Below are 20,837 nucleotides of genomic sequence, written 5' to 3'. Positions count from 1 at the left end.
CCCAAGACCCATGGTCCTGGCATTGTCTCGACGAAGGAGAGGCCCGGACATCGACAACCGCTGATCGGATCAACAGCGATCAGCACCGCGATCCCAGGCCCGACAAGACAGGGAGCGCCCCCCGGCACCCACCCATGGGTGGCGGATGCCGTCAACGTCTGCAGGAGCCATCGCATGCCACTCTCAAGACGCCCCCTGCTGCTGGCCGCTGCGGCCAGCCTGGGCCTTCCCCGTCTGGCCCAGGCGGCCTCGCCCATTCAGTTCGGCTACAGCGCCGTCACGGATTTCGCCTCGGTCTTCGTCGCCGCCACCGAGGGCTTCTTCCGCCAGCGCAAGCTCGACATCGAGCTCCGCTTCATTCCCGTCAACTCCACGATTCCGGCGGCGCTGCAGGCGGACGCGCTGCAGATCGGCGGCCCCACCCCCTCCGGCTTCCTGCAGGCCGTGGAAGGCGGCCTGGACCTGGTGGCGGTCGCGGGCGGCGGCGTCACCGCCAAGGACATCGTCAACACCGGCCTGGTCGCCCGCCCGGGCGCGGGCATCGTCACCGCCGCGGACTGCGTGGGCCGCAGGATCGGCGTCCCGGGCCTCAACGCCTTCCTGCACATCACCTTTCGCGCCTGGCTCAAGCAGCAGGGGGTGGACCACCGGCGGGTTCAGTTCATCGAGGTGCCCTTCATCCTGCAGGCCGATCTGCTGCGCGGCGGCTCCCTCGACGCGACGGTGACGGCCGAACCCTTCCTGACCCGCCTCGTCGACAGCGGGCTCGCCAAGGTCGTCTCCTACTACACCACCTTCCTGCCCGAGAACCGGCCCACCGTGCTGCACGTGGCGCGGCGCGACTGGGTGCAAGGCCACCCCGAGGCCGTGCGCGCTTTCCGCGAAGCGGTGCAGGAGGGCGCCCGGTTCGTGCGGCAGCCGGCCAACGAACCGCGCGTGCGGGCGGCCCTGAAGCAGTTTCTCAAGCTGCCCGCCGAGGTGCTGGCCAAGGTGCCGATCACCCGGCCCAAGGCCACGCTGACCCCGGACCAGCTCGCCTACTGGGTCGAGCTGATGAAGGACCAGGACATGCTGAAGACCAACCCGGACGTTCAGCGCCTGATCGCCAAGTGAACCCCGCTGCCCCGTCCGACACTTTCCTCCGCTTCGACCGGGTGGCCATCCGCCTTGGCGGACAGGACATCGTCTCCATTCAACGGCTGGACATCGCGCGCGGCGAGTTCGTCTGCATCGTGGGCCCCAGTGGCTGCGGCAAGACCACGCTGCTGCGCGCGGCCAGCGGCCTGCTGCGCCCGGCCGAAGGCGAGGTGCGCTGCGAGGGCCGTCCGATCACCGCCCCCTGGCGCGAAATGGCCCTGGTGTTCCAGGACTACGGCCGCGCCCTGCTGCCCTGGCGCACGGTGGAAGGCAATGTGGGCCTGGCGCTGGAGGCCGCCGGTGTGCCGCGCGGCGAATGGCCCGCCCGCATCGCCGACGCCCTGCGCAAGGTGGGCCTGCAAGACCACGGCCAGCGCTTCCCGGTGCAGCTGTCGGGCGGCATGCAGCAGCGCGCGCAGATCGCGCGCTGCCTGGCGCAGCGGCCCCGGCTCATGCTGCTGGACGAGCCCTTCGGCGCACTGGATGCGCTCACGCGCCAGGGCCTGCAGGACGAACTGGCCCGCCTGGCGCGCGAGCACGGCCTCACCGTCCTGTTCGTCACGCACGACCTCGAAGAGGCCATCTACCTCGGCGACCGCGTGATCGCCATGCGCGCCCACCCCGGGCCCGGGCGGCCCAGCCTGGCGCACGCGATCGAGGTGCCCATCGCGCGCCCGCGCCACCAGCTCAGCACCCGCGAAGGCCCCGACTTTCTGCGCCTGCGCCGCGAGTTGTTCGACCACGTCGAACGGGGCCATGACTGAAGCGCGTGGCCGCGCACCCGGGCCATGGCGCGCTGTGCGCGCCATGGCCCTTCCCCTGCTGCTGCTGGGCCTGTTCGAAGCACTCGCCCGGCGCGCGGCCGCCCTGGGCAGCGAACAGCTGGCGCCGCCCAGCGCCGCGCTGCGCGCGCTGCTGCGCGCGGCCCTGGACGGATCGCTGTGGCCCGCCACCGGTTTCACGCTCGGCGCCGCCGCGCTGGGCCTGCTGATCGGCGCCGGCCTGGGCACGCTGGTCGGCATCGGGCTGGGCCTGTCGCCGCGCGCCTCGCGCGCCGGCTTTCTGAGCATCGAACTGCTGCGGCCGCTGCCGTCGGTGGCGCTGCTGCCACTGATGCTGCTGCTGTTCGGCTTCGGCACCAACCTGGAAGTGAGCCTGGTGGCCTTCAGCACGTTCTGGCCCCAGGTCTTGCTGGTGCAGAGCGCGGTGCGGCAGGTCGATCCCCAGCTGCTTGAGCTGGGCCCGCTGCTGGGCCTGTCCACGGCGCGGCGCCTGCGCCTCATCGTGCTGCCGGCCATCGCGCCGCGCCTGCTCACGGCCGTGCGCATGGGCACGGGCTTCGCCCTGGTCATTGCCCTCACCATCGAGATCGCCGGCAATCCCCAGGGCATGGGCTTCGCCATGCTGCTGGCCCAGCAAAGCCTGGAGCCGGCCATGATGATCGGCTGGCTGATGTGGATCGGCGCCATCGGCGTGCTGATCAACACCGGCATGCTGCGCCTGCAGCGCGCGCTGAACCGCCGCCTCGGCGCGACCGTGCCATGAAACAACCCCAGCCCAGCCACTGGCCGGCGTCGCTCGGTCTGCTCACTGCACTGCTCGCGCTGTGGTGGGCCATCGGCCGTGCCGGCTGGGTCAGCCCGGCCTTCCTGCCCACCCCCGAGGCCACCGCGCTCAGCCTGGTTGAGGGCCTGCGCGGCGACCTGCTGAGCGCCAGCCTGAACACCATCGGGCGCTTGCTGCTCGGCTGGCTGCTGGCCGCCGCCGCGGGTGTCGTGCTGGGGGCCGCCATCGCCAGTTCGTCCGCCCTGCGCCCCTGGGTCCAGCCCACGCTGGAGTTCTTGCGGCCGCTGCCCGCCTCGGCGGTGATGCCGCTGGCGATCGCGCTGTACGGCCTGTCCCCGGCCATGGTGCTGGCCGTCATCGCTTTCGGCGCCATCTGGCCGACCCTGCTGGCCACGGTGCATGGCGTGTCCAGCGTCGAGCCGCGCCTGATCGACGTGGCGCGCTGCCTGCGGCTGTCGCGCCCGGCCTTTCTCTGGAAGATGGGCCTGCCGCACGCGGCGCCGGACATCCTGGCCGGCCTGCGGCTGTCGCTCACGGTGTCGCTGCTCGTCTGCACGCTGGGCGAGATGCTGGCCACCCAGGACGGCCTGGGCCTGACCATTCTGCTGGCCGCGCGCGCCTACCGCGCAAGCGAGCTGTTCGCCTGCCTGGTGCTGCTGAGCCTGATCGGCCTGGCGGGCCATGCCCTGCTGGTGCTGGCGGAACGCGGGCTGCTGCGCGGGCGCCGGGCCTGAGCGCACGCTTCGCCACGCGCCGAAGCGTGGCGCGCGCGATCCGCGCCACAGTGGGGCCCTGGCCCAACTCAGGAGAACGCCCCGTGAACACCGTCTGCTTCATCCGCTACCAGCTCGACCCCTTCCAGATCCCCGCCTTCGCCGAGTACGCCAAGCACTGGGGCGAGATCATCCCGCGCTGCGGCGGCCACCTCATCGGCTACTTCGTGCCCAGCGAAGGCACGAACGACATCGCCTGGGGCCTGATCGGCTTCGACGACCTGGCCGCCTACGAGCGCTACCGCGCCCGGCTGCGCGCCGACGAGGCCGGGCGCGCCAACTTCGAGCGCGCGCGCACGCAGCGCTTCATCCTGCGCGAGCAGCGCAGCTGGCTCAGCGGCGTGCCGGGCACCCTCGCGCAGCCACGCCAGGTGCAGCCGTGATCGCGGTGATCTTCGAGGTCGAACCGGTCGAGGGCGGCGCGCAGCGCTATTTCCAGATCGCGCAGGACCTGCGCCCGCACCTCGCGCACATCGACGGCTTTCTCTCGGTGGAGCGCTTCGAAAGCCTCAGCCAGCCAGGCAAGTTCCTCTCGCTGAGCTTCTGGCGCGACGAGGCCGCGGTGCACGCCTGGCGTGGCCAGGGCGCCCACCGCGAGGGCCAGCGGGAAGGGCGCGGCGGCGTGTTCCAGAATTACCGCATCCGCGTGGCCCAGGTGGTCCGGGACTATGGCCTGCGCGAACGCGACCAGGCCCCGCCCGATTCACGCGCCGCGCTGAACTGAAGCCCCCCGCATGCACGCCCCGTTCGAACCCGCCCTCACCGCCGTGGCCAGCCTGCTGGCCGACCCCTCGCGCTCGCGCATGCTGCTGCACCTGCTGGGCGGGCGCAAGGCCAGCGCCTCCGACCTGGCCGCCGTGGCCGGCGTGTCGGCGGCCACGGCCAGCGGCCACCTACACAAGCTGCTCGACGGCCGGCTCATCCGCGTGGAGCCGCGCGGGCGGCACCGCTATTACGCGCTGGCCGACGAGTCGGTGGCGCGCCTGCTCGAATCGCTGGCCTCGGTGTCCGAGCGCGAAGCCACCAGCCCCGCCTGGCGCCACCCGGCACGCGCGCGGCTGAAGTACGCCCGCTGTTGCTACCGGCACCTGGCCGGTGAACTGGGCGTGGCGCTGTTCTCGGGCCTGATGCGGCGCGGCGCCTTCGAGGCCGTGCCCGAGGGCCTGGCGCTCACGCCCGCTGGGCACGAGGCCTTGCGCGGCTTCGGCTTCACGCCCACGCCCTCAAGCCGGCGACGCCGCTACGCCTACGCCTGCCACGACTGGTCCGAGGGCGTCGACCACCTGGCCGGCGAGCTGGCCGAGCAACTGCTGGGACACGTCATCGAACAGGGCTGGCTGCGCCAGGGCGAGGGCCGCGCGCTGACGCTCACGCCGCGCGGCACCACGCATTGGCTGCCGCGCCTGCGCGAACTGGCGGACGGCGGCGACCCGCGCCTCAGCGGCTGAGCCGGCAGGCGTCGCCGCTGGCGGGCCGCTCCACGTCCACGCGCTCCACCACCCACAGGCCGCTGGCCATGCCTTCGAAGATGAAGCGGCACAGGTTCTCCAGGGTGGGTCGCCCCAGGCCCGGCACCTCGTCGAGCAGGTGGTGGTCCAGGCGCTCGCGCACCGCGGCGATGCCTTGGCGCAGCAGCGCCAGGTCCACCACCATGCCGCTGTCGGTGGCGACCGGCGCGCTCACCGTCACCGCCGCGTGGTAGGTGTGGCCGTGCACCCGCCGGCTTGGCGTGCTGTCGTGCGCGCGCTCCAGCGTGTGAGCGGCGTCGAAGAAGAAGCGCTGCGTCAGCTCCAGCTTCATCGGATGCCCAGCGCCTTGTGGGTCTGCACGCTGAGCCGCCAGCGCGGGTCGCGCAGGCACAAGGCCACGGCCAGGCGCGCGTTGGCCGCGCGCGAGGGCCCGTCCATGGGCTGCAGCAGGCGGTGCTCGAAGCCCAGGGCCGCAAGCGCGTCGAGGTCCAGGCCCGGCTGCGGCACCACCACCTTGATCTCCTGGCCCTCGCGCTGAACCAGCGGCGCGCCCTGCTTGGGGCTCACGCACAGCCAGTCGATGCCCGCGGGCGCGGCCACGGTGCCATTGGTTTCCACCGCGATGAAGAACCCCTGCGCGTGCAGGGCCTCGATCAGGGCCGGGTCCACCTGCAGCAGGGGCTCGCCGCCCGTGAGCACCACCAGGCGCCGCGCCGCGCCGGCGGTCCAGGCCCGGGCCACCGCGCCGGCCAGCGACGCGGCATCGGCGAAGCGCCCCCCGCCACCGCCATCGGTGCCGACGAAGTCGGTGTCGCAGAAACGGCAGACCGCCCCGGCCCGGTCCGGCTCGCGACCCGACCAGAGGTTGCAGCCGGCGAAACGGCAGAACACGGCGGGGCGTCCCGCGTTCATGCCCTCCCCTTGCAGGGTGTAGAAGATTTCCTTGACGCTGTAGGCCATGGCGGCGGGCCCGGGCGGGCCGAAAAAAACCACCAGTGTGGCGCGCGGGCCCCGCGCATACCCTCGGCCCTGTGGCCGAGGCGGCCCCATTCACGGCACCGGCCGCCTGGCCGGGCCGCTCTTCACATGGGCCGCCAGACGGCCGGCCTTCAGCCGCCCAGGTCCAGCGCCATGGCGGGCTGTTCGGCCGACAGCAGCTGCGCGGCCACCACCTCGCCGCCGGTGTGCTCGCGCACCAGCGCCCGCACGTCGTCCATGGCGGCGAGCACGGCCTCGCGCGGCGTGGGCGGCAGGCCGTCGATGTTGAAGAACACCCGCGTGGTCTCGGGCAGGGTCTGGGTGCTGGCCGCCTGGCGCCAGGTCCAGCGGCGCGTGAGCACGCGCGCGCCGTCGGCGAACACGATCTCACCCTCGGGCGGCGCTTCCGCCGGCCCGCCATCGGGTGGCGCGAATCCATCGCCCGCCCGCGCGTGGCGCAGCGCCAGCCGGTTCTCGCCCTCGCCCAGGGGGTGCACGCCGGCCGGCAGCAGGTGGCGCAGCGAGACGATGTTGCCGATGTCGACCAGCGGGTTGATCGAGGGCAGCTGGTCGGGCTTGAGCACACGCCGCGCCAGGGCCTCGATGGCGGCGCGGTGCTCGGAGGGCTTGGCGCCGAAGCGGCGGTAGGCCTCGCGCCAGGCGGCGATGCGCTCGTGCTCGGCCACGTTGCCGCGCACCGCCTCGCGCAGGCCCGCCTCGGCCTCGCGCAGCAGCGCGACCAGGGCCGGTGCGGCGCGGGTGTTGTCGGCGCCGCGCACCACCACCACGCCACGGCAGTAGCCCGGGTGGTCGGCGAGCACCTCGGCCGCGAGCTGGTAGTTCAGGGTGGTGGGGTTCATGGGGGGCCCGATAAGGGGCGGGCGACGGCGTCAGCCCGCGAGGTTCTTGAACAGGTAGCGCACGAACGCGGGCCAGAAGTCGCTGCCCGGGTGCTGCTGCCACAGCAGGGCAAGGTCGGCGAAGGCCTTGTGGAAGACCATGGCCAGCAGGCCCATGAGGCCCAGGATGGCCAGCACCTGCAGCACGGTCTTGAACAGGGCGTCGGGGTCGCGTGGCATGGGTGCACAGCTTAGCGGAGCCGGGGATTATTCCCATTTCGGCAACTGTTCATTCTCCGTCCAGTTATTTATTCCTCGGACGGCAATCTCTACAGTTCATCCCATGCCGGAACACAAAGCGGCATGAAAAGCAAAACCCCGTTAACCACCCGTTATCTTTAAGGAACTGCCATGAACGCCGCCAAAAGCATCGCCCTCTCCCTGACCCTTGCCCTGGGCACCGGTGCCGCCTTCGCCCAAGGCCCCATCGAAGGCAACGAAGTCTTCAACTTCCAATCCACCCTGAGCCGCGCCGAAGTGCAAGCCGAGGCCGTGCAAGCCAACCGCGCCGGCCTGGTGGCCCGCGGTGAAGTCTTCCCGGTGGAAGACAAGGTGGCCGACAGCGGCCTGAGCCGTGCGCAGGTGCGCGCCGAGGCCGCGCAAGCCGAGCGCCTGGGCCTGATCGCCCGGGGCGAAATCGGCACGGTGTCGACCGGCGCCTAAGCCGCGGCGAGCCCTTTGCTCCACGACAACGGCCCTTCGGGGCCGTTTTTCTTTGGGCGGCTCAGCGCGGTCCTGGGGGGGCCAGGTAGCGCTCGATGAGCCGGGTGTCGCTGTCGGCGCCCTGCCCCGCGCCGTGGGCCTCGTCCAGCAGCGCCTGCACGCCCAGCGCGAGGCGCGGCTCCAGCCCGAGCTGGCGCGCGGTGTCGATGGCGATGCCCAGGTCCTTGCGCAAGGTGTCGATGGACACGTGCACCGCGTGATCGCCCACCGCGATGCGGGGCGCGCGCTTGTCGAAGATGCGCGACTGGCCGGCGCTGTTCGACACCACCTCGATGAGCTGCAGCGGCTCCACGCCCGCGCGGTGCGCCAGCGCCATGGCCTCGGCCGTGAGGGCGGCGTGCGCCGCCACCAGCAGCTGGTTGATCATCTTCACGGTGGCGCCCGCGCCGGGCGGACCCACGTGGTAAACGTGCCGGGCGCAGGCGCGCAGCGCGAAGCCGGCGCGCGCCAGGGCCTCGTCGCTGGCGCCACAGATCGCCACCAGCTCGCCGCCTTCGGCGCCGGTGGCGCCGCCGCTCACCGGGCCGTCGATCAGCCCGATGCCGCGCTCGGCCAGCCGCTCGGCCCAGGCGCGGGCGCAGGCCGGCGGCACCGTGCTGCCCAGCCAGACCACGCTGCCCGCCAGCAGGCGCTTGAGGGCGCCGCTGGGTCCGTCGAGCACGCGCTCCACCTGCTGCTGGTCGTGCACCATGAGCAGCAGCACCTCGGCGCCCTGCGCGGCGCTGGCCGGCGAGTCGCAGGCCGTGCCGCCGCGCTCGCTGAAGCGCGCGAGCGCGGCGGCGTCGATGTCGAAGCCGCTCACCGCGTGGCCGGCCTCCAGCAGGCGCGCCGCCATGGCGCCGCCCATGATGCCCAGGCCGATGACGCCCACGCGGCGGCGCGCGCCGGCGCTGGGCGGGGCGCTCGGCCGGCCGTCGTCAGGCAATGCGGTCCCCTTTCTTGATCACCGCGGCGCGGCTGTCCACGCCGGGCAGCATCTTCGCCGGGTCGCGCGTGACGATCACGTCGATCACCACCGGCCCCTTGGTGGCCATGGCCTGGCGCAGCGCGCCTTCCAGTTCGCCGGGCTCTTCCACGCGGATGCCGGTGCAGTTGAAGGCCTGCGCGACCTTGGCGAAGTTCACCTCGTTCAGGTCCGCGCTGATGTGCTTGCCCGCGCCGTAGACCAGGTGCTGCAAGGCCTTCACGTAGCCGGACGCGGCGTTGTTGACCACGATGACGGTGAAGTCCAGGTTCAGGCGGGCGGCGGTTTCGAGGTCGCCCAGCACCATGCAGAAGCCGCTGTCGCCGGTGAGGCTGAACACCGGGCGCCCCGGCGCGGCCAGCGCGGCGCCGATGGCGCCCGGCAGGCCATAGCCGATGGAGGCGAAGCCGCGGTCGGGCACGAAGCCGCGGCCGGCGCGCTTGGTGTCGAACAGCAGGCCGGCCCAGTGCGCGGCGAAACCGCCGTCGGCGACCAGGATGCCGTCCTCGGGCAGCACCTTGTTGATCTCGGTGATGAGGCGCGCGACCGAGATCGGCTTCTCTTCGGAATACAGGCGCCCCGATACCTCTTCGCGCCACTTCGCCATGCGCGCGGGCACGCTCTCGGCCAGCGGCCGCAGGCGGGCCTTGAGCGCGGCGGCGCGCTCGCCGAGCGCGGCCATCAGGTCCTGCAGGCCCAGCTTCACGTCGCCCCAGAGCATCACCTCGGGCTGCAGGGTGCGGCCGAACTCCTCGGCCACGATGTCGAGGTGGATGACGGTCTTGCCCGGCGCGGGCACGGTGTAGCGCTTGGTGGCGATCTCGCCCAGCTTGCAGCCCACCACCAGCACCACATCGCTCTGCTCGATCAGGCCGTTGGCGATGCGGTCGTAGCGGCCGAACAGGCCGGCGCTCAAGGGATCGACGCAGGGGATGGCGCCCTTGCCGGTGAGCGTGTGCGCCACCGGGATGTTCGTGGCGCGCGCGAAGTCGGTGAGCGCCTGCGCCGCGCCCGACAGGTGCACGCCGCCGCCGGCCAGCACGATGGGCTGCTTCGCGTTCGCCAGCAGATCGGCCGCGCGCGCCACTGCCTCGCCGTCGGGCCGCGAGCGCAGCGCGGGCGCGGCCTCGTAGGCCGGGTTCACCACGAAGTCGGCCTCGCTGAAGTCGAAGGTGTCGTGCATCAGATCCTCGGGCACGTCCACCACCACCGGGCCGGGGCGGCCGGTGGTGGCCACGGCGAAGGCGCGGCGCATCAGCTCAGGGATGCGCTTGATGGACTCGACGCGGATCAGCTCCTTGCACATGGGCCGCAGCGCGTCCACCTGGCGGCTCTCCTGCGTCATGTTCTTCCAGGAGTGGTCGCGGTGCGTATCGCCCACCACGCAGACCAGGGGCGAGCCGGCGTTCAGCGCCTCGGCCAGCGCGGTGAGCATGTTGGTGGCGCCGGGGCCCACGGTGGCGTCGGCCAGGCCCACGCGGCCGCTGACCTTGGCGTAGGCGTCGGCCACGAAGACGGCGTTGCGCTCGTCGTGGATGAGGTGGTGCGGCAGGCCCAGTTCGCGCGCGGCCTCGTAGAGCGGCAGCACCTGGAAGCCGCCCATGCCGAACATGGGGCCGCCGCCGAAGGCGCGGATCATGCGGGCGATGGCGGCGCCGCCGGACATCGTCAGGGTGGCGGGAGAAGCGGAAGAAGCGGTGGACATTCGGACAACTCAGAAGGTGGACGGCCGCGCGCGGTGGAAATCCGTGGCGGACTGGAAGGCCACGCCGGCGCGCAGCAGGCGCGCCTCGTGGAAGGCGGGCGCCACGAGCTGCAGCGACACCGGCAGACCCTCGGGCGAGAGGCCGCAGGGCAGCGCGATGGCGCTCAGGCCGTGGTAGCCGACGAAGCGGGTGAGCCGGCTGGGCGCGAGATCGGCCTCGTCGATCGTGGCCAGCGGCCGCGCGGTGACGGGCAGCGTGGGCAGCACCAGCAGGTCGGTGTGTTCGAACACGCGGGCGAAGTCGCGCACGCGGCGCTGGCGCTCGCGCAGCGCGGCGGCGTAGCGCGGCGCGGCGATGGCGCCGCCGCTCAGCAGCCGCGCGCGCGCGCGGCGTCGCCCGGCGGCGGCGAGCCGGCCAGCAGGTGGCCGTGCTCGGCGTAGGCCTCGCTGGAGATGATCACGCCGGTTTCGGCCTGGTCGGCGACGAAGTCGATGCGGGCGAAGGCCTCGTCGCGGCGCAGGCAGCCCAGCGAGAGCAGCACGCGAACCGCCTCGTCCACCGCCTGGGCGATGGCGGGCTCGACGGCACCCAGGACGCCGGCCGGCGCGACGCTGATGCGCAGGCCGGCGATGGGCTCGCGCAGGCGCGAGAGAAAGTCCTCGGGCGCGTGCGCGAGCGTGGCGGGGTCGCGCGGGTCGGGGCCGTGCATGGCCTGCAGCAGCAGGGCCGCGTCCTCGGCCGTCCAGGCCATGGGGCCCACGGTGTCCAGCGTGTGGCTCACCAGGTCGACGCCGAAGTTGCTCACGCGGCCCTGCGTGGTCTTCAGGCCCGTGAGGCCGCAGAAGGCCGAGGGAATGCGAACCGATCCCCCCGTGTCGGTGCCGATCGCGCCGGCCGCGAGTCCGGCCGACACCGCCACGCCCGAGCCGCTGCTGGAGCCGCCGACGCAGCGCTCGACCGCGCCGTCCCAGGGGTTCACCGGCGAGCGCAGGCCCTGGTTGGTGCCCCAGCCGCCGTAGGCGAACTCCACGAGGTTGGCCTTGCCCAGCACCACCGCGCCCGCGCCCATGAGGCGCGCGGCCACGGTGGACGTGAACCCGCTCGGCGCCCGGTCCGCGAACACGGTGGAGCCGGCCGTGGTGCGCCGGCCCTCGATGTGCAGCAGGTCCTTGAGCGCCAGCGGCACGCCTTCCAGCAGCCCCACGGGCAGGCCGCTGGCCAGGCGCTGCTCGCTGGCCCGCGCCTGCGCCAGCGCGCCCTCGGCGTAGACCTCCAGGTAGGCGTGCAGGTGGCCGTTGCGCGCGGCGATGCGCTCCAGGTAGGCGCGCGTCACCTCCACCGGCGACAGCGCGCGGCGCTGGTAGGCCTCGCGCAGCGCGGTCGCGCCCAGGCGCAGGGGATCGTCCATCACAGCACCCCGGTCACGATCTGCGGGAAGGCGATCATCAGGCCGATCAGCCCCAGCTCCATGAGGATGAAGGGGATCACGCCACGGAAGATCTCGCCCAGCTTGAGGCCCGGCACCGAGCCCTGCACCACGAACACGTTGATGCCCACCGGCGGCGTCACCGCGCCCACCTCCACCAGCTTGGTCACGAAGATGCCGAACAGCACCGGGTGGATGCCGGCCGCCTCGATGATGGGAAACACCACGGGCATGGTGATGAAGATCATCGAGATGCCGTCGATCAGGCAACCCAGGATCAGGTAGGGAACGATCAGCAGCAGGAGCAGCACCGCCGGCGACAGGTTCAGACCCGTCACCGCCTCGGCCAGCACCGTGGGCAGCTGCGTGGTGCCCAGGGCCACGCTGAACACGGCCGAGGCGATCATCAGCAGGAAGATGGACGCGGTGCTGGAGCCGGTCTCCACCAGGCCCTTCCAGATCGTCCCCTTCTGCCCCTTGCGCAACAGCGCGAAGACCAGCGCCAGCGCGGCGCCGATGCCGGCCGCCTCGGTGGCCGTGGCCACGCCGGTGTAGATGCAGCCGATCACCACCAGGAACAGCACCACCACCTCCCACGCGGCCGCCGTGGCCTTGGCGCGCTCGCCCCAGCTGGCCTTGGGGATGCGCGTGCGCTTCACCAGCTCCGGGTCGCGCCGCACCATGAAGTAGATGCCGAAGGCGTAGACGATGGCGGTGAGGATGCCGGGGATCAGCGCGCCGATGAACAGGTCGCTCACCGAGACGTTGGTCGCGATCGAGTAGATCACCAGGATGCCGCTGGGCGGGATCAGGATGCCCAGCGCGCCCGCGATGGCCACGGGGCCCGCGGCCAGGCGCTGGTTGTAGCCGGCGCGCAGCATCTCGGGCACGGTCACCTTGGAAATGGTCGCGGCCGTGGCCACGCTGGAGCCGCACACGGTGGCGAAGCCCGCGCAGGCGAACACGGTGGCGATGGGCAGGCCGCCCGCGATGTGGCCGACCCAGGCCTTGGCGGCCTTGTACGCCTTCTCCGAGAGCCCGGCGGAGAACGCGAAGTGCCCCATCAGGATGAACAGCGGAATGACGATCAGCGCCAGGTTGGCCACGCTGGTGTAGGGCAGGCTTTCCAGCAGGAACTCGGTGCCGCGCACGCCGCGGATGGCGAACAGGCCGGAGGCACCCACGGCCAGCAGGCTCAAGGCCACGGGGATGCCCAGGGCCAGCAGAACGATCACGCCGGCCACCATCAGGTAGCCGATTTCCAATGGGGTCATGGTGCTTCGCCTGCGTGGTCGGGCGCGCCTTCGTGGCCGCCGTCGGGGAGGTATTGCGGGGTGGTCAGGGCATCGACCAGGTCCATGAGGAACTGCACGGTGAGCAGCAGCAGGCCCAGCGCCACCACGATCTTGGCGGGCCAGATCGGGTACTCGATCACCGCGTAGGACTGCTCCAGGCTCAGGGTGGAGTCGATCGCGCCCTTGCTGGCGTACCAGGTGAACACGCCGCACACCAGGGCCGAGATGCCGAAGCGCAGCACCCAGACCCAGCGCTGCGCGTCGCGGCCGATCAGGGTGTCGAGCACGCCGACGTGGAAGTGCTCCTTGCGCACCTGGGCCGAGCCCAGCGCGAGGTAGACGATGAGCACCAGCAGGAAGATGCCCGTCTCGGCCATGCCGTAGACGGCCTCGCCCAGGAAGCTGCGCGAGAACAGGTCGGGCACCACGGTGAGCATCAGCAGCGCGGTGCCCGCGCCGGCGATGACGCCCAGCGCCAGACTGAGGCGCCGGATCGCGCCTGAAAGGGTTGAGAACACGGCTGGGTCTCCCGGCCCCCGCGCCGCTGGGCGCGCGAGGGCCACCAAGGGATGGGACTTACTTCTTGCTCAGGCGGTCGAAGCCGGTCACGTAGGGGTGCTGCGCTTCGTACTTGCGGGTCAGCGCGGTGAACTTGTCGACCAGCTGCTGCGGCTCCTTGTAGTAGCGGCGCGCCATGTCGGCCCACTTCTTCTGCACCTCGGGGCGCGCCACGTCCTGCCAGCGCTTGACCTCGGCCTCGTCCATGGGCACGTAGGTCATCTTGGTGGCGGCGCGCGCCTGCTCCACGGCCTTGTTCATCTCGCCTTCGTAGGCGGCGAAGTACTTGCCCGGCACCTCGGCCGCCACCTCTTCCATCACCTTCTGCGTGGCCGCGTCCAGCGATTTCCAGGTATCCAGGTTGATGGACCAGGTGACCGGCGTGTATACGCCCATGCGGCCGGCGTTGGACGCGTAGGGCGCCATGTCGTAGACCTTGGTGATGACGGCCTGGTTGAAGGGCGTGCCGCTCACGCCTTCGGCGCCGCCGCGCTGCACCAGCTCCAGCGCTTCCACCCAGGGGATGCTGATGGGCGTGCCGCCCAGGGCCTTGATGCCGTCGGCCACGCCGATGATGGCGCGGATGCGCGAGCCCTTGAGGTCGGCCGCGGTGCGGATGGGCTTGTTGGTCCACAGCGAGTTCTCGCCGGACGCCAGGGCCCACAGCAGCTTCTGGTTGTTGCGCTGGTACTCCTGCTGCAGCTCGGGCGTGGTGTCCATCAGCTCCTTGAAGGCGTAGGTCACCGCGATCGGGTTCTCCGAGATGAAGGGCATGACCACGCCGGTGAGCGGGAACTCGCGCGGGTTGAAGGCGGCGGGCACGGCGGCGCCGACGTCGGCCGCGCCCTTGGCCAGGCCGGTGCTCATCTCGGCCGTCTTGAGCAGGGTGCCGCCGTAGTAGGGCTGGAAAGTGACCTTGCCCTGGGTGCGCTTGGTGACCTCGTCCATGAAGTACTTCGCCGACATCTCATAGAACTCGCTGGAGCCGTAGAAGGTGGCGTAGGTGAGCTTGCGCGGCTGCTGGGCGGCGGCGCCGAGGGCGGTGAGGGCGCAGGCGGCGATCAGCGCGCCCTTGAAGAATCGTCCGAAGGTGTTCATGCAGGTCTTCTTCCAGGTCAGGGTTGCGGGAGGGGTGGGGAAAACGGGAGCGATCGGTCGAACCGGTCAATCGAACAGGTCGGGCTCGGCGCGCGCGACGGCGTCGTAGATCGGCTGGAAATGCAGCCAGGCCGCCAGCGGCGTGGCCAGGTGCTTGGCCGAGTGCGCGGCGGCTTCGGGCGAGATGAGCTTGAGCGGGTGGCCCGTGGCCTCGGCCTTGAGCTGGATCTCGCAGGCGCGCTCCATGGCGATGAACCACCAGGCGGCCTCGTCCACGCTCTCGCGGCCCACGGTGAACAGGCCGTGGTTCTGGTGGATGACGGCCTTGTTGTCGCCGAAGGCGGCGGCCACGGCCTGCCCGGCCTCGCGCTCCACCACCACGGCGCCGGCCTGTTCGGTGATGACCGCGTGGTCGTTGTAGAAGCCGGCGGCCGTCTGCGTAATGGGGTCCAGCGGGCGGCCCAGCGCGGCCCAGGCCATGCCGTTGGCGGTGTGCATGTGGCACGAGGCCAGCACGTGCGGGTGCTGCCGGTGGATGGCCGAGTGCAGCACGAAGCCGGCCTGGTTCACCGCCCAGCTGCCTTCGAGCACCGTGCCGTCGTGGTCGACCAGCAGCAGATCGGACACGCGCACGCGGCCGAAGTCCATGGCGAAGGGGTTGGTCCAGAAGCGGTCGGGAAACTCCGGGTCGCGCACCGTCACGTGGCCGGCGAAGCCGTATTCGTAGCGGTAGCGCGCGAACACGCGGCACACGGCGGCCAGGCGCTGCTTGCGGTGCAGGCGCTCCTCTTCCAGGGTCTGGAAGACCGGCGGGCGCGGAAAGTACAGGCCCTGCTGGGACGGTTGGTAGACGGACGCCTTGTCGGCGGCGGGCGGGGAAGTCGTGTCCATGCGAGGGGCCTTGCGAAGAGGGGGCGGCGTCAGCCGCGCGCGATCGGGAACGAGCGCGCGCCGATGCGCAGCCAGTCGTTGACGTGGAAGTAGAGGAAGCGCGCGCCGCGCGCCATCCATTGCTCGGCGTCGCCCGGCTTGACCATGGTCCCGACGGCGCGGCCGGCCGCGCGGCTGCGCCGCAGGATGTCGTCGACGGCGGCCTGCACGGGCGCCGCGGCGTAATCGCCCCGGTGACCCATGCTGCGGGAGAGGTCCACCGGGCCGATGAAGTGCGCGTCGATGCCGTCGACGGCGAGGAAGTCGTCCAGGTTGGCGTGCGCGGCGGCGCTTTCGATCTGCACCACGAACAGCTTGTCGTCGGCGTCGTGCGGGTGGCAGTAGCGCAGCACCTCGAGCGCGGCGCGCGCCTGCTCGGCGGTGTCCAGGCGCGGCACGATGAGGCCGTCGATGCCGCGCAGCAGCATGCGCTCGATGACCCAGGGCTCGGGCGAGAACAGGCGCACCAGCACGCACAGGCCGCTCAGGCGCGCGGCGCGCGCCATGTCCTCGATGCGCTCGAAGTCGGGGCTGCCCTGCTCGGCGTCCAGCATCACGGCGTCCACGCCCAGCTCGGGCCGGGCCAGAAACTCCACCAGGCCGGCGTTGGCGTAGTCGGCGTTGATCACGGCCACCGGCCGGTCCTCGCGCAGGGCCTGCTTGAACCGCTGCGCCGCCGTCATGGGCGCGCCTCCGGCGCGGGCGCCACGCCCAGGGCCTGCTCGAGCGCGCGCGCCTCGCGCATCAGCAGCGCCACCACAGAGGCGCGCCGCTCGGGCCGCATGCGGCTGGTGATGGTGGCGATGGACAGCGCCGCCGCCGGACGGCCGGCCACGTCGCGCACGGTGACGCCGATGGCGGCCATCTCGGGCAGCATCTTGCCGTCGTTGAGCGAGTGGCCCTGCTCGCGCGTCTGGCGCACCATGGCGCGCAGGTTGGCCGGGTCGAAGTTGGCGTGCGGCGCGAGCTTTTCGCGGTTGCGCGCGATCACCTGCTCGACCTCATCGTCGGGCAGCGCGGCCAGCAGCGCCAGGCTGCCGGCGCCCAGGCCCAGCGGGCGGTAGTCGCCCACCTCCAGCGTGAGCGTGCGGATCGGGAAAGAGCCGGTCTGGCGCGCCACGCACAGCGCGCTGTCGCCGGCGCGCAGCGAGAGGTAGACCGTGTCGCCGGTCTCCTCGGCCAGCAGGGCCATGCCGGGCTGGGCCAGCTGCACCAGGTCGAAGCGCGCGGCCGAGGCCAGGCCCATCCGGTAGAGCTTGAGGCCGGGGAAGAACAGGCGCGTCTTCTCGTCGTAGTCCACCAGGCCCAGCTTGCGCAGGCCGTTGAGCAGGCGGTGCGCCGTGGGCTTGGACAGGCGCGCCTGTTCGGCCAGCGCGCCCAGCGCGGCGCCAGACGCGGCGTGGTTCACCACCTCTTCCAGCAGGCCAATGGCCCGGTCCAGGCTTTGCGTGAGCGAGGCCTGGGGGCTGGCGGTGTCGTGGTCGGATTCGGCGACTGCGGGCATTGGGACGTCCTTTCGTCTCATTAAATGAAACGAAAGCTTATTCGATTTCAGGCGGCGGACTATGCATACCATTTAACGGTATGTCAACACCATTAAATGAGATAGAGTGAACAGCGGTCCCCCACCCGACGTCCACCCAAGAGGAGCGCCCGTGTCCGATCCCGAGACCCCCCTTTTCCCGTCCAGCCTGGGCAGCGCCGTGCAGGAAACGCGCCACGCGCTGGACCGCATCGAGCGGCTGAACCCCTCGATCAACGCCATGATCTGCACCACCGCCGAGCCCGCGCTGCGCGCGGCCGAGGCGCTGGACCGCGCGGCCGCCGCGGGCGAATGGCGTGGCCTGCTGCACGGCATGACCGTCAGCGTGAAAGACAACGTGGACGTGGCCGGCGTGCCCACCACCGCGGCCTCGGTCATCCTGAAAGACAACGTCGCGCGCACCCACGCTTTCGTGGTGGACCGCCTGGTGCGCAACGGCGCGGTGATCGTGGGCAAGGCCAACCTGCACGAATGGGTGTTCGGCCCGACCAGCCAGAGCCTGCATTTCGGCCCGGTGCGCAACCCCTGGAACACCGGCCACATCGCCGGCGGCTCCAGCGGCGGCTCCGGCGCTTCGGTGGCGGCCGGCATGTGCGTGGCCTCCATCGGCAGCGACACGGCCGGCTCCATCCGCCTGCCCGCCTCGTTCAATGGCGTGGCCGGCCTGCGGCCCACGGTGGGGCGCATCTCCACCACCGGCTCGCTGCCCGTGAGCCCGACCTTCGACACCCTGGGCCCGCTGGCGCGCCGCGTGAGCGACGTGGCGCGGGTGTTCGCCGCCATCGCCGGCCACGACCCGCGCGACCCGATGTCGGCCGACGTGCCGGTGCCGAACTTCCTGGCCCAGCTCAACGAGCCGGTGCGCGGCCTGCGCCTGGGCATCCAGCGGCGCTGGTTCTACGAGGACCTGGACCCCGACATCGCCGCCGCCATGGAGCGCGCCCTGGACGTGTTCCGCTCGCTCGGGGTGGAGCTGGTGGACATCGACCTCGGCGACGTGCAGAACGCGCAGCAGATGCTCAGCTTCACCATGATTCCCGCCGACGCCATGCGCCTGCACCGCGAGCGCATCGCCGAGCGCGCGGCCGACTATGGCGCCGACGTGCTCATGCGCATGCGCCTGGGCGAGAACGTCAGCGGCGAGCAGTACGCGCAGGCCATGCGCTGGATGGAAGGCTGGCGCCACCGCCTGCGCGGTGTGTTCCAGCGCGTGGACGCGATCCTCTCGCCCACCACGCCGGCCACCGCGCCCGCCGCGCAGGGCCTGGATTTCGCGCAGGCGATCCGGCGCATCCCGCGCTTCAGCTGCGCCTGGCCCATCGCCGGCATCCCCAGCCTGGCCGTGCCCTGCGGACTGAGCGGCGACGGCTTGCCCATGTCGCTGGAGCTGGCCGCCGGCTGGTACAACGAGCCCACCGCGCTCCGCCTGGGGCACGCCTACCAGTCCCTCACCGACCACCACCTGCGCGCCGCGCCCGTCCTGCATGCTTGACGTCCGCTTCGACCCCACCCACAGCGGCCCGCTGCGCGGCCTGCGCGTGCTCGACCTCTCGCGCCTGGTCGCGGGCAACATGCTGTCGCTGCAGCTGGCCGACTTCGGCGCCGAGGTCATCAAGGTGGAAGACCCGGACGGCGGCGACACCCTGCGCCAGTGGCGCGAGCGCGGGCCGAACCACCCCGAGGGCGTGCCGGTCTGGTGGAAGGTCTACGCGCGCAACAAGAAGAGCCTGGCCATCGACCTGCGCAGCGAGCCCGGGCGCGCGGCGCTGCGCACGCTGGCCGCCGGCGCCCAGGTGCTGATCGAGAGCTTCCGGCCCGGCACGCTGGAGAAGATGGGCTTCGCGCCCGAGGCGCTGCTGGCGCTCAACCCGAAGCTGGTCATCGTGCGCCTCACCGGCTGGGGCCAGACCGGCCCTTACCACCAGCAGCCCGGCTTCGGCAGCCTGGTGGAGGCCATGTCCGGCTTCGCGGCCAAGAACGGCGCGCCCGAGGCGCCGCCCATGCTGCCCAACATGGCCCTGGCCGACATGGTGGCCGGCCTGTACGGCGCCTTCGCCGTGGCCGCCGCCGTGCGCGAAGTCGAAACGAACGGTGGCGCCGGCCAGGTCATCGACCTGTCGCTGCTGGAGCCGCTGCTGTCCATCATGGGCCCCGACGCCGCCGCCCACCACGTCAGCGGCCAGGTGCCCGCGCGCACCGGCAACCGCACCTCCATCACCGCGCCGCGCAACATCTACCGCACCAAGGGCGGTGACTGGGTGGCCCTGTCCGCCTCCACCCAGGGCATGACCGAGCGCCTGCTGCGCGCCATCGGCCGCGCCGAGCTGATCGACGATCCGCGCTTTCGGACCAACGCCGACCGGCTGGCCCACGTGGACGCGCTGGACGCCGTGGTTGGCGGCTTCATCGGCGAGCGCACGCTGGAGGAGAACCTCGCCTTCTTCCGCGAGCGCGAGGTCACCGTGGGCCCGGTCTATCACATCGGCCAGATCGTGGCCGACCCGCACGTGGTGGCGCGCGGCATCGTGGTGCGCGCGCCCGACGCCGACACCGGCGCGCTGCCCATGCACGCCGTCGTGCCGCGCCTGTCGCGCACGCCCGGCGGGCTGGCACGGCCCGCGCCACGCCTGGGCGAACACACGCTGGAGCTGCTGCGCGGCGCCGGCCTGAGCGAAGCGGCCATCCAGGCACTCATCGACCAGAAACTCATCGCCCCATGAACCTCGAACAAGCCCACGCGCTGCGCTCGCAGCTCTTCATGCCCGCCCTGTCGGAGCGCTTCGTCGACAAGGCGCACCAGCGCGGCGCCGACGCCATCATCGTGGACCTGGAGGACGCCATCGCGCCCGAGGCCAAGGCCGAGGCGCGCCGTGCGCTGCCCGGCGTGGTGCGGCGCATCGCCGCGCACGGCGTGCCGGTGTTCGTGCGGGTCAACAACGACCCCGCCCTGTTGAACGACGACCTCGAGGCCGCGCTGGCCACGCCACTGGCCGGCGTCTTCCTGCCCAAGGCCGAGGACCCGGCGCAGGTGCGCGCCGTGGCCGCGCGCCTGCGCCCGGCCGGTGCGGGCCTGGTGCTGCTGCTGGAGACACCGCCGGCGGTGCTGCGCGCGGCCGAGCTCGCGGCCTGTTGCCCGGACGAGGTGATCGGCGTGGTCTTCGGCAGCGAGGACTACGCCAACGCCCTGGGCGTGGTGCCGACCATGGAGTCCATGCAATACGCCGCGCACGCCGTGGCACTGGCCGCGCGCGCCCACGGCCGCGCGGCCTGGGGCGTGGTCGGCAGCCTGGCCGAGTTCGGCGACCTGGCGCTGCTGGGCCGCATGGCGCGCGCGGCGCGGCACGCGGGCTTCACCGGCGCGCTGGCCATCCACCCGACGCAGGTGCCCGTGTTCAACGAGGCTTTCGGTGCCAACGAACAGGAGCTCCAGGACGCGGCGGCCATCGTGGCCGCCTTCGAGCGCGCCCTGGCCGAGGGCCGCGGCGCCGTGCAGCACCAGGGCCGCATGCTGGACAAGCCCATCGTGGAACGGGCGCGGCGGCTGATGGCGCGGGCGGGCCGCTGAATCCACTTCGTGCGCGGCGACGCTCGTCGGCCAGTTCCACCACCACGGGCTGCTCGACGAGCTCATCGTGGCCTTCGGCTCCGGCTTCGCGCCGCTGCGCTACGAAGCGGTCCAGGTTGGACATCCACCGCGCCCCGGGCGTCCGTCACATCCGGTCACATCTCGGGCCTGCGCTATTCTGCTGTTCGGCACCAATGCCGTCGGATG

The 20,837-nt window shown here is 72.0% G+C and carries 25 protein-coding genes; 11 read left to right on the top strand and 14 right to left on the bottom strand.

From position 1 onward, the window contains the following. Positions 1–174: 174 nt before the first annotated feature. From SOM08_RS03480 to SOM08_RS03450, 7 genes are all read left to right on the top strand, one after another. Entirely contained in the window at positions 175–1,113 is a 939-nt protein-coding gene (locus SOM08_RS03480; protein ID WP_116958789.1) for an ABC transporter substrate-binding protein, read from the top strand. After that, positions 1,110–1,901 carry an ABC transporter ATP-binding protein gene (locus tag SOM08_RS03475; RefSeq protein ID WP_116958788.1) on the top strand — a complete coding sequence of 264 codons (792 nt, stop codon included), beginning with the start codon at positions 1,110–1,112 and terminating at the stop codon, positions 1,899–1,901. The genes SOM08_RS03480 and SOM08_RS03475 overlap by 4 nt, the downstream gene beginning before the upstream one ends. 43 nt (positions 1,902–1,944) lie before the next feature. Continuing rightward, the gene (locus SOM08_RS03470; RefSeq protein WP_322470063.1) at positions 1,945–2,682 is read left to right on the top strand and encodes an ABC transporter permease; all 738 of its coding nucleotides are present in this window, start codon (positions 1,945–1,947) and stop codon (positions 2,680–2,682) included. After that, the gene (locus SOM08_RS03465; RefSeq protein ID WP_322470062.1) at positions 2,679–3,437 is read left to right on the top strand and encodes an ABC transporter permease; all 759 of its coding nucleotides are present in this window, start codon (positions 2,679–2,681) and stop codon (positions 3,435–3,437) included. The genes SOM08_RS03470 and SOM08_RS03465 overlap by 4 nt, the downstream gene beginning before the upstream one ends. 83 nt (positions 3,438–3,520) lie before the next feature. Beyond that, positions 3,521–3,859, top strand: coding sequence for an NIPSNAP family protein (locus SOM08_RS03460; protein WP_322470061.1), 339 nt, complete (start codon positions 3,521–3,523; stop codon positions 3,857–3,859). After that, positions 3,856–4,200: an antibiotic biosynthesis monooxygenase family protein gene (locus SOM08_RS03455; protein ID WP_116958784.1), complete on the top strand. Its 345-nt coding sequence runs from the start codon at positions 3,856–3,858 to the stop codon at positions 4,198–4,200. The genes SOM08_RS03460 and SOM08_RS03455 overlap by 4 nt, the downstream gene beginning before the upstream one ends. A 10-nt stretch (positions 4,201–4,210) precedes the next feature. Then, positions 4,211–4,924, top strand: coding sequence for a helix-turn-helix transcriptional regulator (locus tag SOM08_RS03450; RefSeq protein WP_322470060.1), 714 nt, complete (start codon positions 4,211–4,213; stop codon positions 4,922–4,924). Here SOM08_RS03450 and SOM08_RS03445 read toward each other — a convergent pair. The 4 genes from SOM08_RS03445 to SOM08_RS03430 all read right to left on the bottom strand — a co-directional run bounded on the left by SOM08_RS03445 (position 4,914) and on the right by SOM08_RS03430 (position 7,002). Next, a complete protein-coding gene (locus SOM08_RS03445) occupies positions 4,914–5,276 on the bottom strand; it encodes a 6-carboxytetrahydropterin synthase (protein ID WP_322470059.1) in 363 nt (120 codons plus the stop codon). The two genes, SOM08_RS03450 and SOM08_RS03445, sit on opposite strands and share 11 nt — an antisense overlap. Next, complete coding sequence (gene queE, locus SOM08_RS03440; RefSeq protein ID WP_322470058.1) at positions 5,273–5,905, bottom strand: 7-carboxy-7-deazaguanine synthase; 633 nt, start codon at positions 5,903–5,905, stop codon at positions 5,273–5,275. The genes SOM08_RS03445 and queE overlap by 4 nt, the downstream gene beginning before the upstream one ends. 149 nt (positions 5,906–6,054) lie before the next feature. Next, entirely contained in the window at positions 6,055–6,783 is a 729-nt protein-coding gene (locus SOM08_RS03435; RefSeq protein ID WP_116958781.1) for a B3/4 domain-containing protein, read from the bottom strand. A 30-nt stretch (positions 6,784–6,813) separates the two neighbouring features. Beyond that, positions 6,814–7,002 (bottom strand): hypothetical protein, encoded by a 189-nt coding sequence (locus SOM08_RS03430; RefSeq protein WP_116958780.1) that lies wholly within the window; start codon positions 7,000–7,002, stop codon positions 6,814–6,816. Positions 7,003–7,173: 171 nt separating this feature from the next. On the opposite strand from SOM08_RS03430, the gene SOM08_RS03425 reads away from it, so the two are divergent. Beyond that, complete coding sequence (locus tag SOM08_RS03425; RefSeq protein WP_116958779.1) at positions 7,174–7,485, top strand: DUF4148 domain-containing protein; 312 nt, start codon at positions 7,174–7,176, stop codon at positions 7,483–7,485. Positions 7,486–7,546: 61 nt separating this feature from the next. On the opposite strand, the gene SOM08_RS03420 is transcribed toward SOM08_RS03425, so the two are convergent. The 10 genes from SOM08_RS03420 to SOM08_RS03375 all read right to left on the bottom strand — a co-directional run bounded on the left by SOM08_RS03420 (position 7,547) and on the right by SOM08_RS03375 (position 17,026). Then, a complete protein-coding gene (locus SOM08_RS03420; RefSeq protein ID WP_322470057.1) occupies positions 7,547–8,470 on the bottom strand; it encodes an NAD(P)-dependent oxidoreductase in 924 nt (307 codons plus the stop codon). After that, a complete protein-coding gene (locus tag SOM08_RS03415; protein ID WP_116958777.1) occupies positions 8,463–10,214 on the bottom strand; it encodes a thiamine pyrophosphate-binding protein in 1,752 nt (583 codons plus the stop codon). The genes SOM08_RS03420 and SOM08_RS03415 overlap by 8 nt, the downstream gene beginning before the upstream one ends. A 9-nt stretch (positions 10,215–10,223) precedes the next feature. Next, on the bottom strand, positions 10,224–10,523 hold the full coding sequence (locus tag SOM08_RS03410; RefSeq protein WP_322470056.1) for an amidase family protein: 300 nt from the start codon (positions 10,521–10,523) through the stop codon (positions 10,224–10,226). Between the two features lie 59 nt (positions 10,524–10,582). Further along, a complete protein-coding gene (locus SOM08_RS03405) occupies positions 10,583–11,623 on the bottom strand; it encodes an amidase (protein WP_322470055.1) in 1,041 nt (346 codons plus the stop codon). Beyond that, positions 11,623–12,915 (bottom strand): TRAP transporter large permease, encoded by a 1,293-nt coding sequence (locus SOM08_RS03400; RefSeq protein WP_116958775.1) that lies wholly within the window; start codon positions 12,913–12,915, stop codon positions 11,623–11,625. The genes SOM08_RS03405 and SOM08_RS03400 overlap by 1 nt, the downstream gene beginning before the upstream one ends. Further along, on the bottom strand, positions 12,912–13,454 hold the full coding sequence (locus tag SOM08_RS03395) for a TRAP transporter small permease subunit (protein ID WP_116958774.1): 543 nt from the start codon (positions 13,452–13,454) through the stop codon (positions 12,912–12,914). Before SOM08_RS03395 ends, SOM08_RS03400 begins: the two co-directional genes overlap by 4 nt. 58 nt (positions 13,455–13,512) lie before the next feature. Continuing rightward, complete coding sequence (gene dctP / locus SOM08_RS03390) at positions 13,513–14,592, bottom strand: TRAP transporter substrate-binding protein DctP (protein ID WP_116958773.1); 1,080 nt, start codon at positions 14,590–14,592, stop codon at positions 13,513–13,515. A gap of 66 nt (positions 14,593–14,658) precedes the next feature. Continuing rightward, positions 14,659–15,483 (bottom strand): class II aldolase/adducin family protein, encoded by an 825-nt coding sequence (locus SOM08_RS03385; protein WP_116958772.1) that lies wholly within the window; start codon positions 15,481–15,483, stop codon positions 14,659–14,661. A 29-nt stretch (positions 15,484–15,512) separates the two neighbouring features. After that, positions 15,513–16,205, bottom strand: coding sequence for an HpcH/HpaI aldolase family protein (locus SOM08_RS03380; RefSeq protein WP_116958771.1), 693 nt, complete (start codon positions 16,203–16,205; stop codon positions 15,513–15,515). Beyond that, on the bottom strand, positions 16,202–17,026 hold the full coding sequence (locus SOM08_RS03375) for an IclR family transcriptional regulator (RefSeq protein WP_181936467.1): 825 nt from the start codon (positions 17,024–17,026) through the stop codon (positions 16,202–16,204). Before SOM08_RS03375 ends, SOM08_RS03380 begins: the two co-directional genes overlap by 4 nt. Before the next feature lie 151 nt (positions 17,027–17,177). On the opposite strand from SOM08_RS03375, the gene SOM08_RS03370 reads away from it, so the two are divergent. Genes SOM08_RS03370 through SOM08_RS03360 form a run of 3 tightly spaced genes read left to right on the top strand, consistent with a single transcriptional unit; the run spans position 17,178 to position 20,630 of the window. Next, a complete protein-coding gene (locus tag SOM08_RS03370) occupies positions 17,178–18,557 on the top strand; it encodes an amidase (RefSeq protein ID WP_322470054.1) in 1,380 nt (459 codons plus the stop codon). Continuing rightward, entirely contained in the window at positions 18,550–19,785 is a 1,236-nt protein-coding gene (locus tag SOM08_RS03365; protein WP_322470053.1) for a CoA transferase, read from the top strand. Before SOM08_RS03370 ends, SOM08_RS03365 begins: the two co-directional genes overlap by 8 nt. Next, positions 19,782–20,630: a CoA ester lyase gene (locus SOM08_RS03360; protein ID WP_322470052.1), complete on the top strand. Its 849-nt coding sequence runs from the start codon at positions 19,782–19,784 to the stop codon at positions 20,628–20,630. The genes SOM08_RS03365 and SOM08_RS03360 overlap by 4 nt, the downstream gene beginning before the upstream one ends. Positions 20,631–20,837 lie beyond the last annotated feature (207 nt).

The organism is Hydrogenophaga sp. SNF1, from assembly GCF_034421675.1.
Classification (GTDB): Bacteria; Pseudomonadota; Gammaproteobacteria; order Burkholderiales; family Burkholderiaceae_C; genus Hydrogenophaga; species Hydrogenophaga borbori.
The sequence above is the reverse complement of the archived record's forward strand: the minus strand, read 5'-3'. Positions and strand labels throughout refer to the sequence as shown.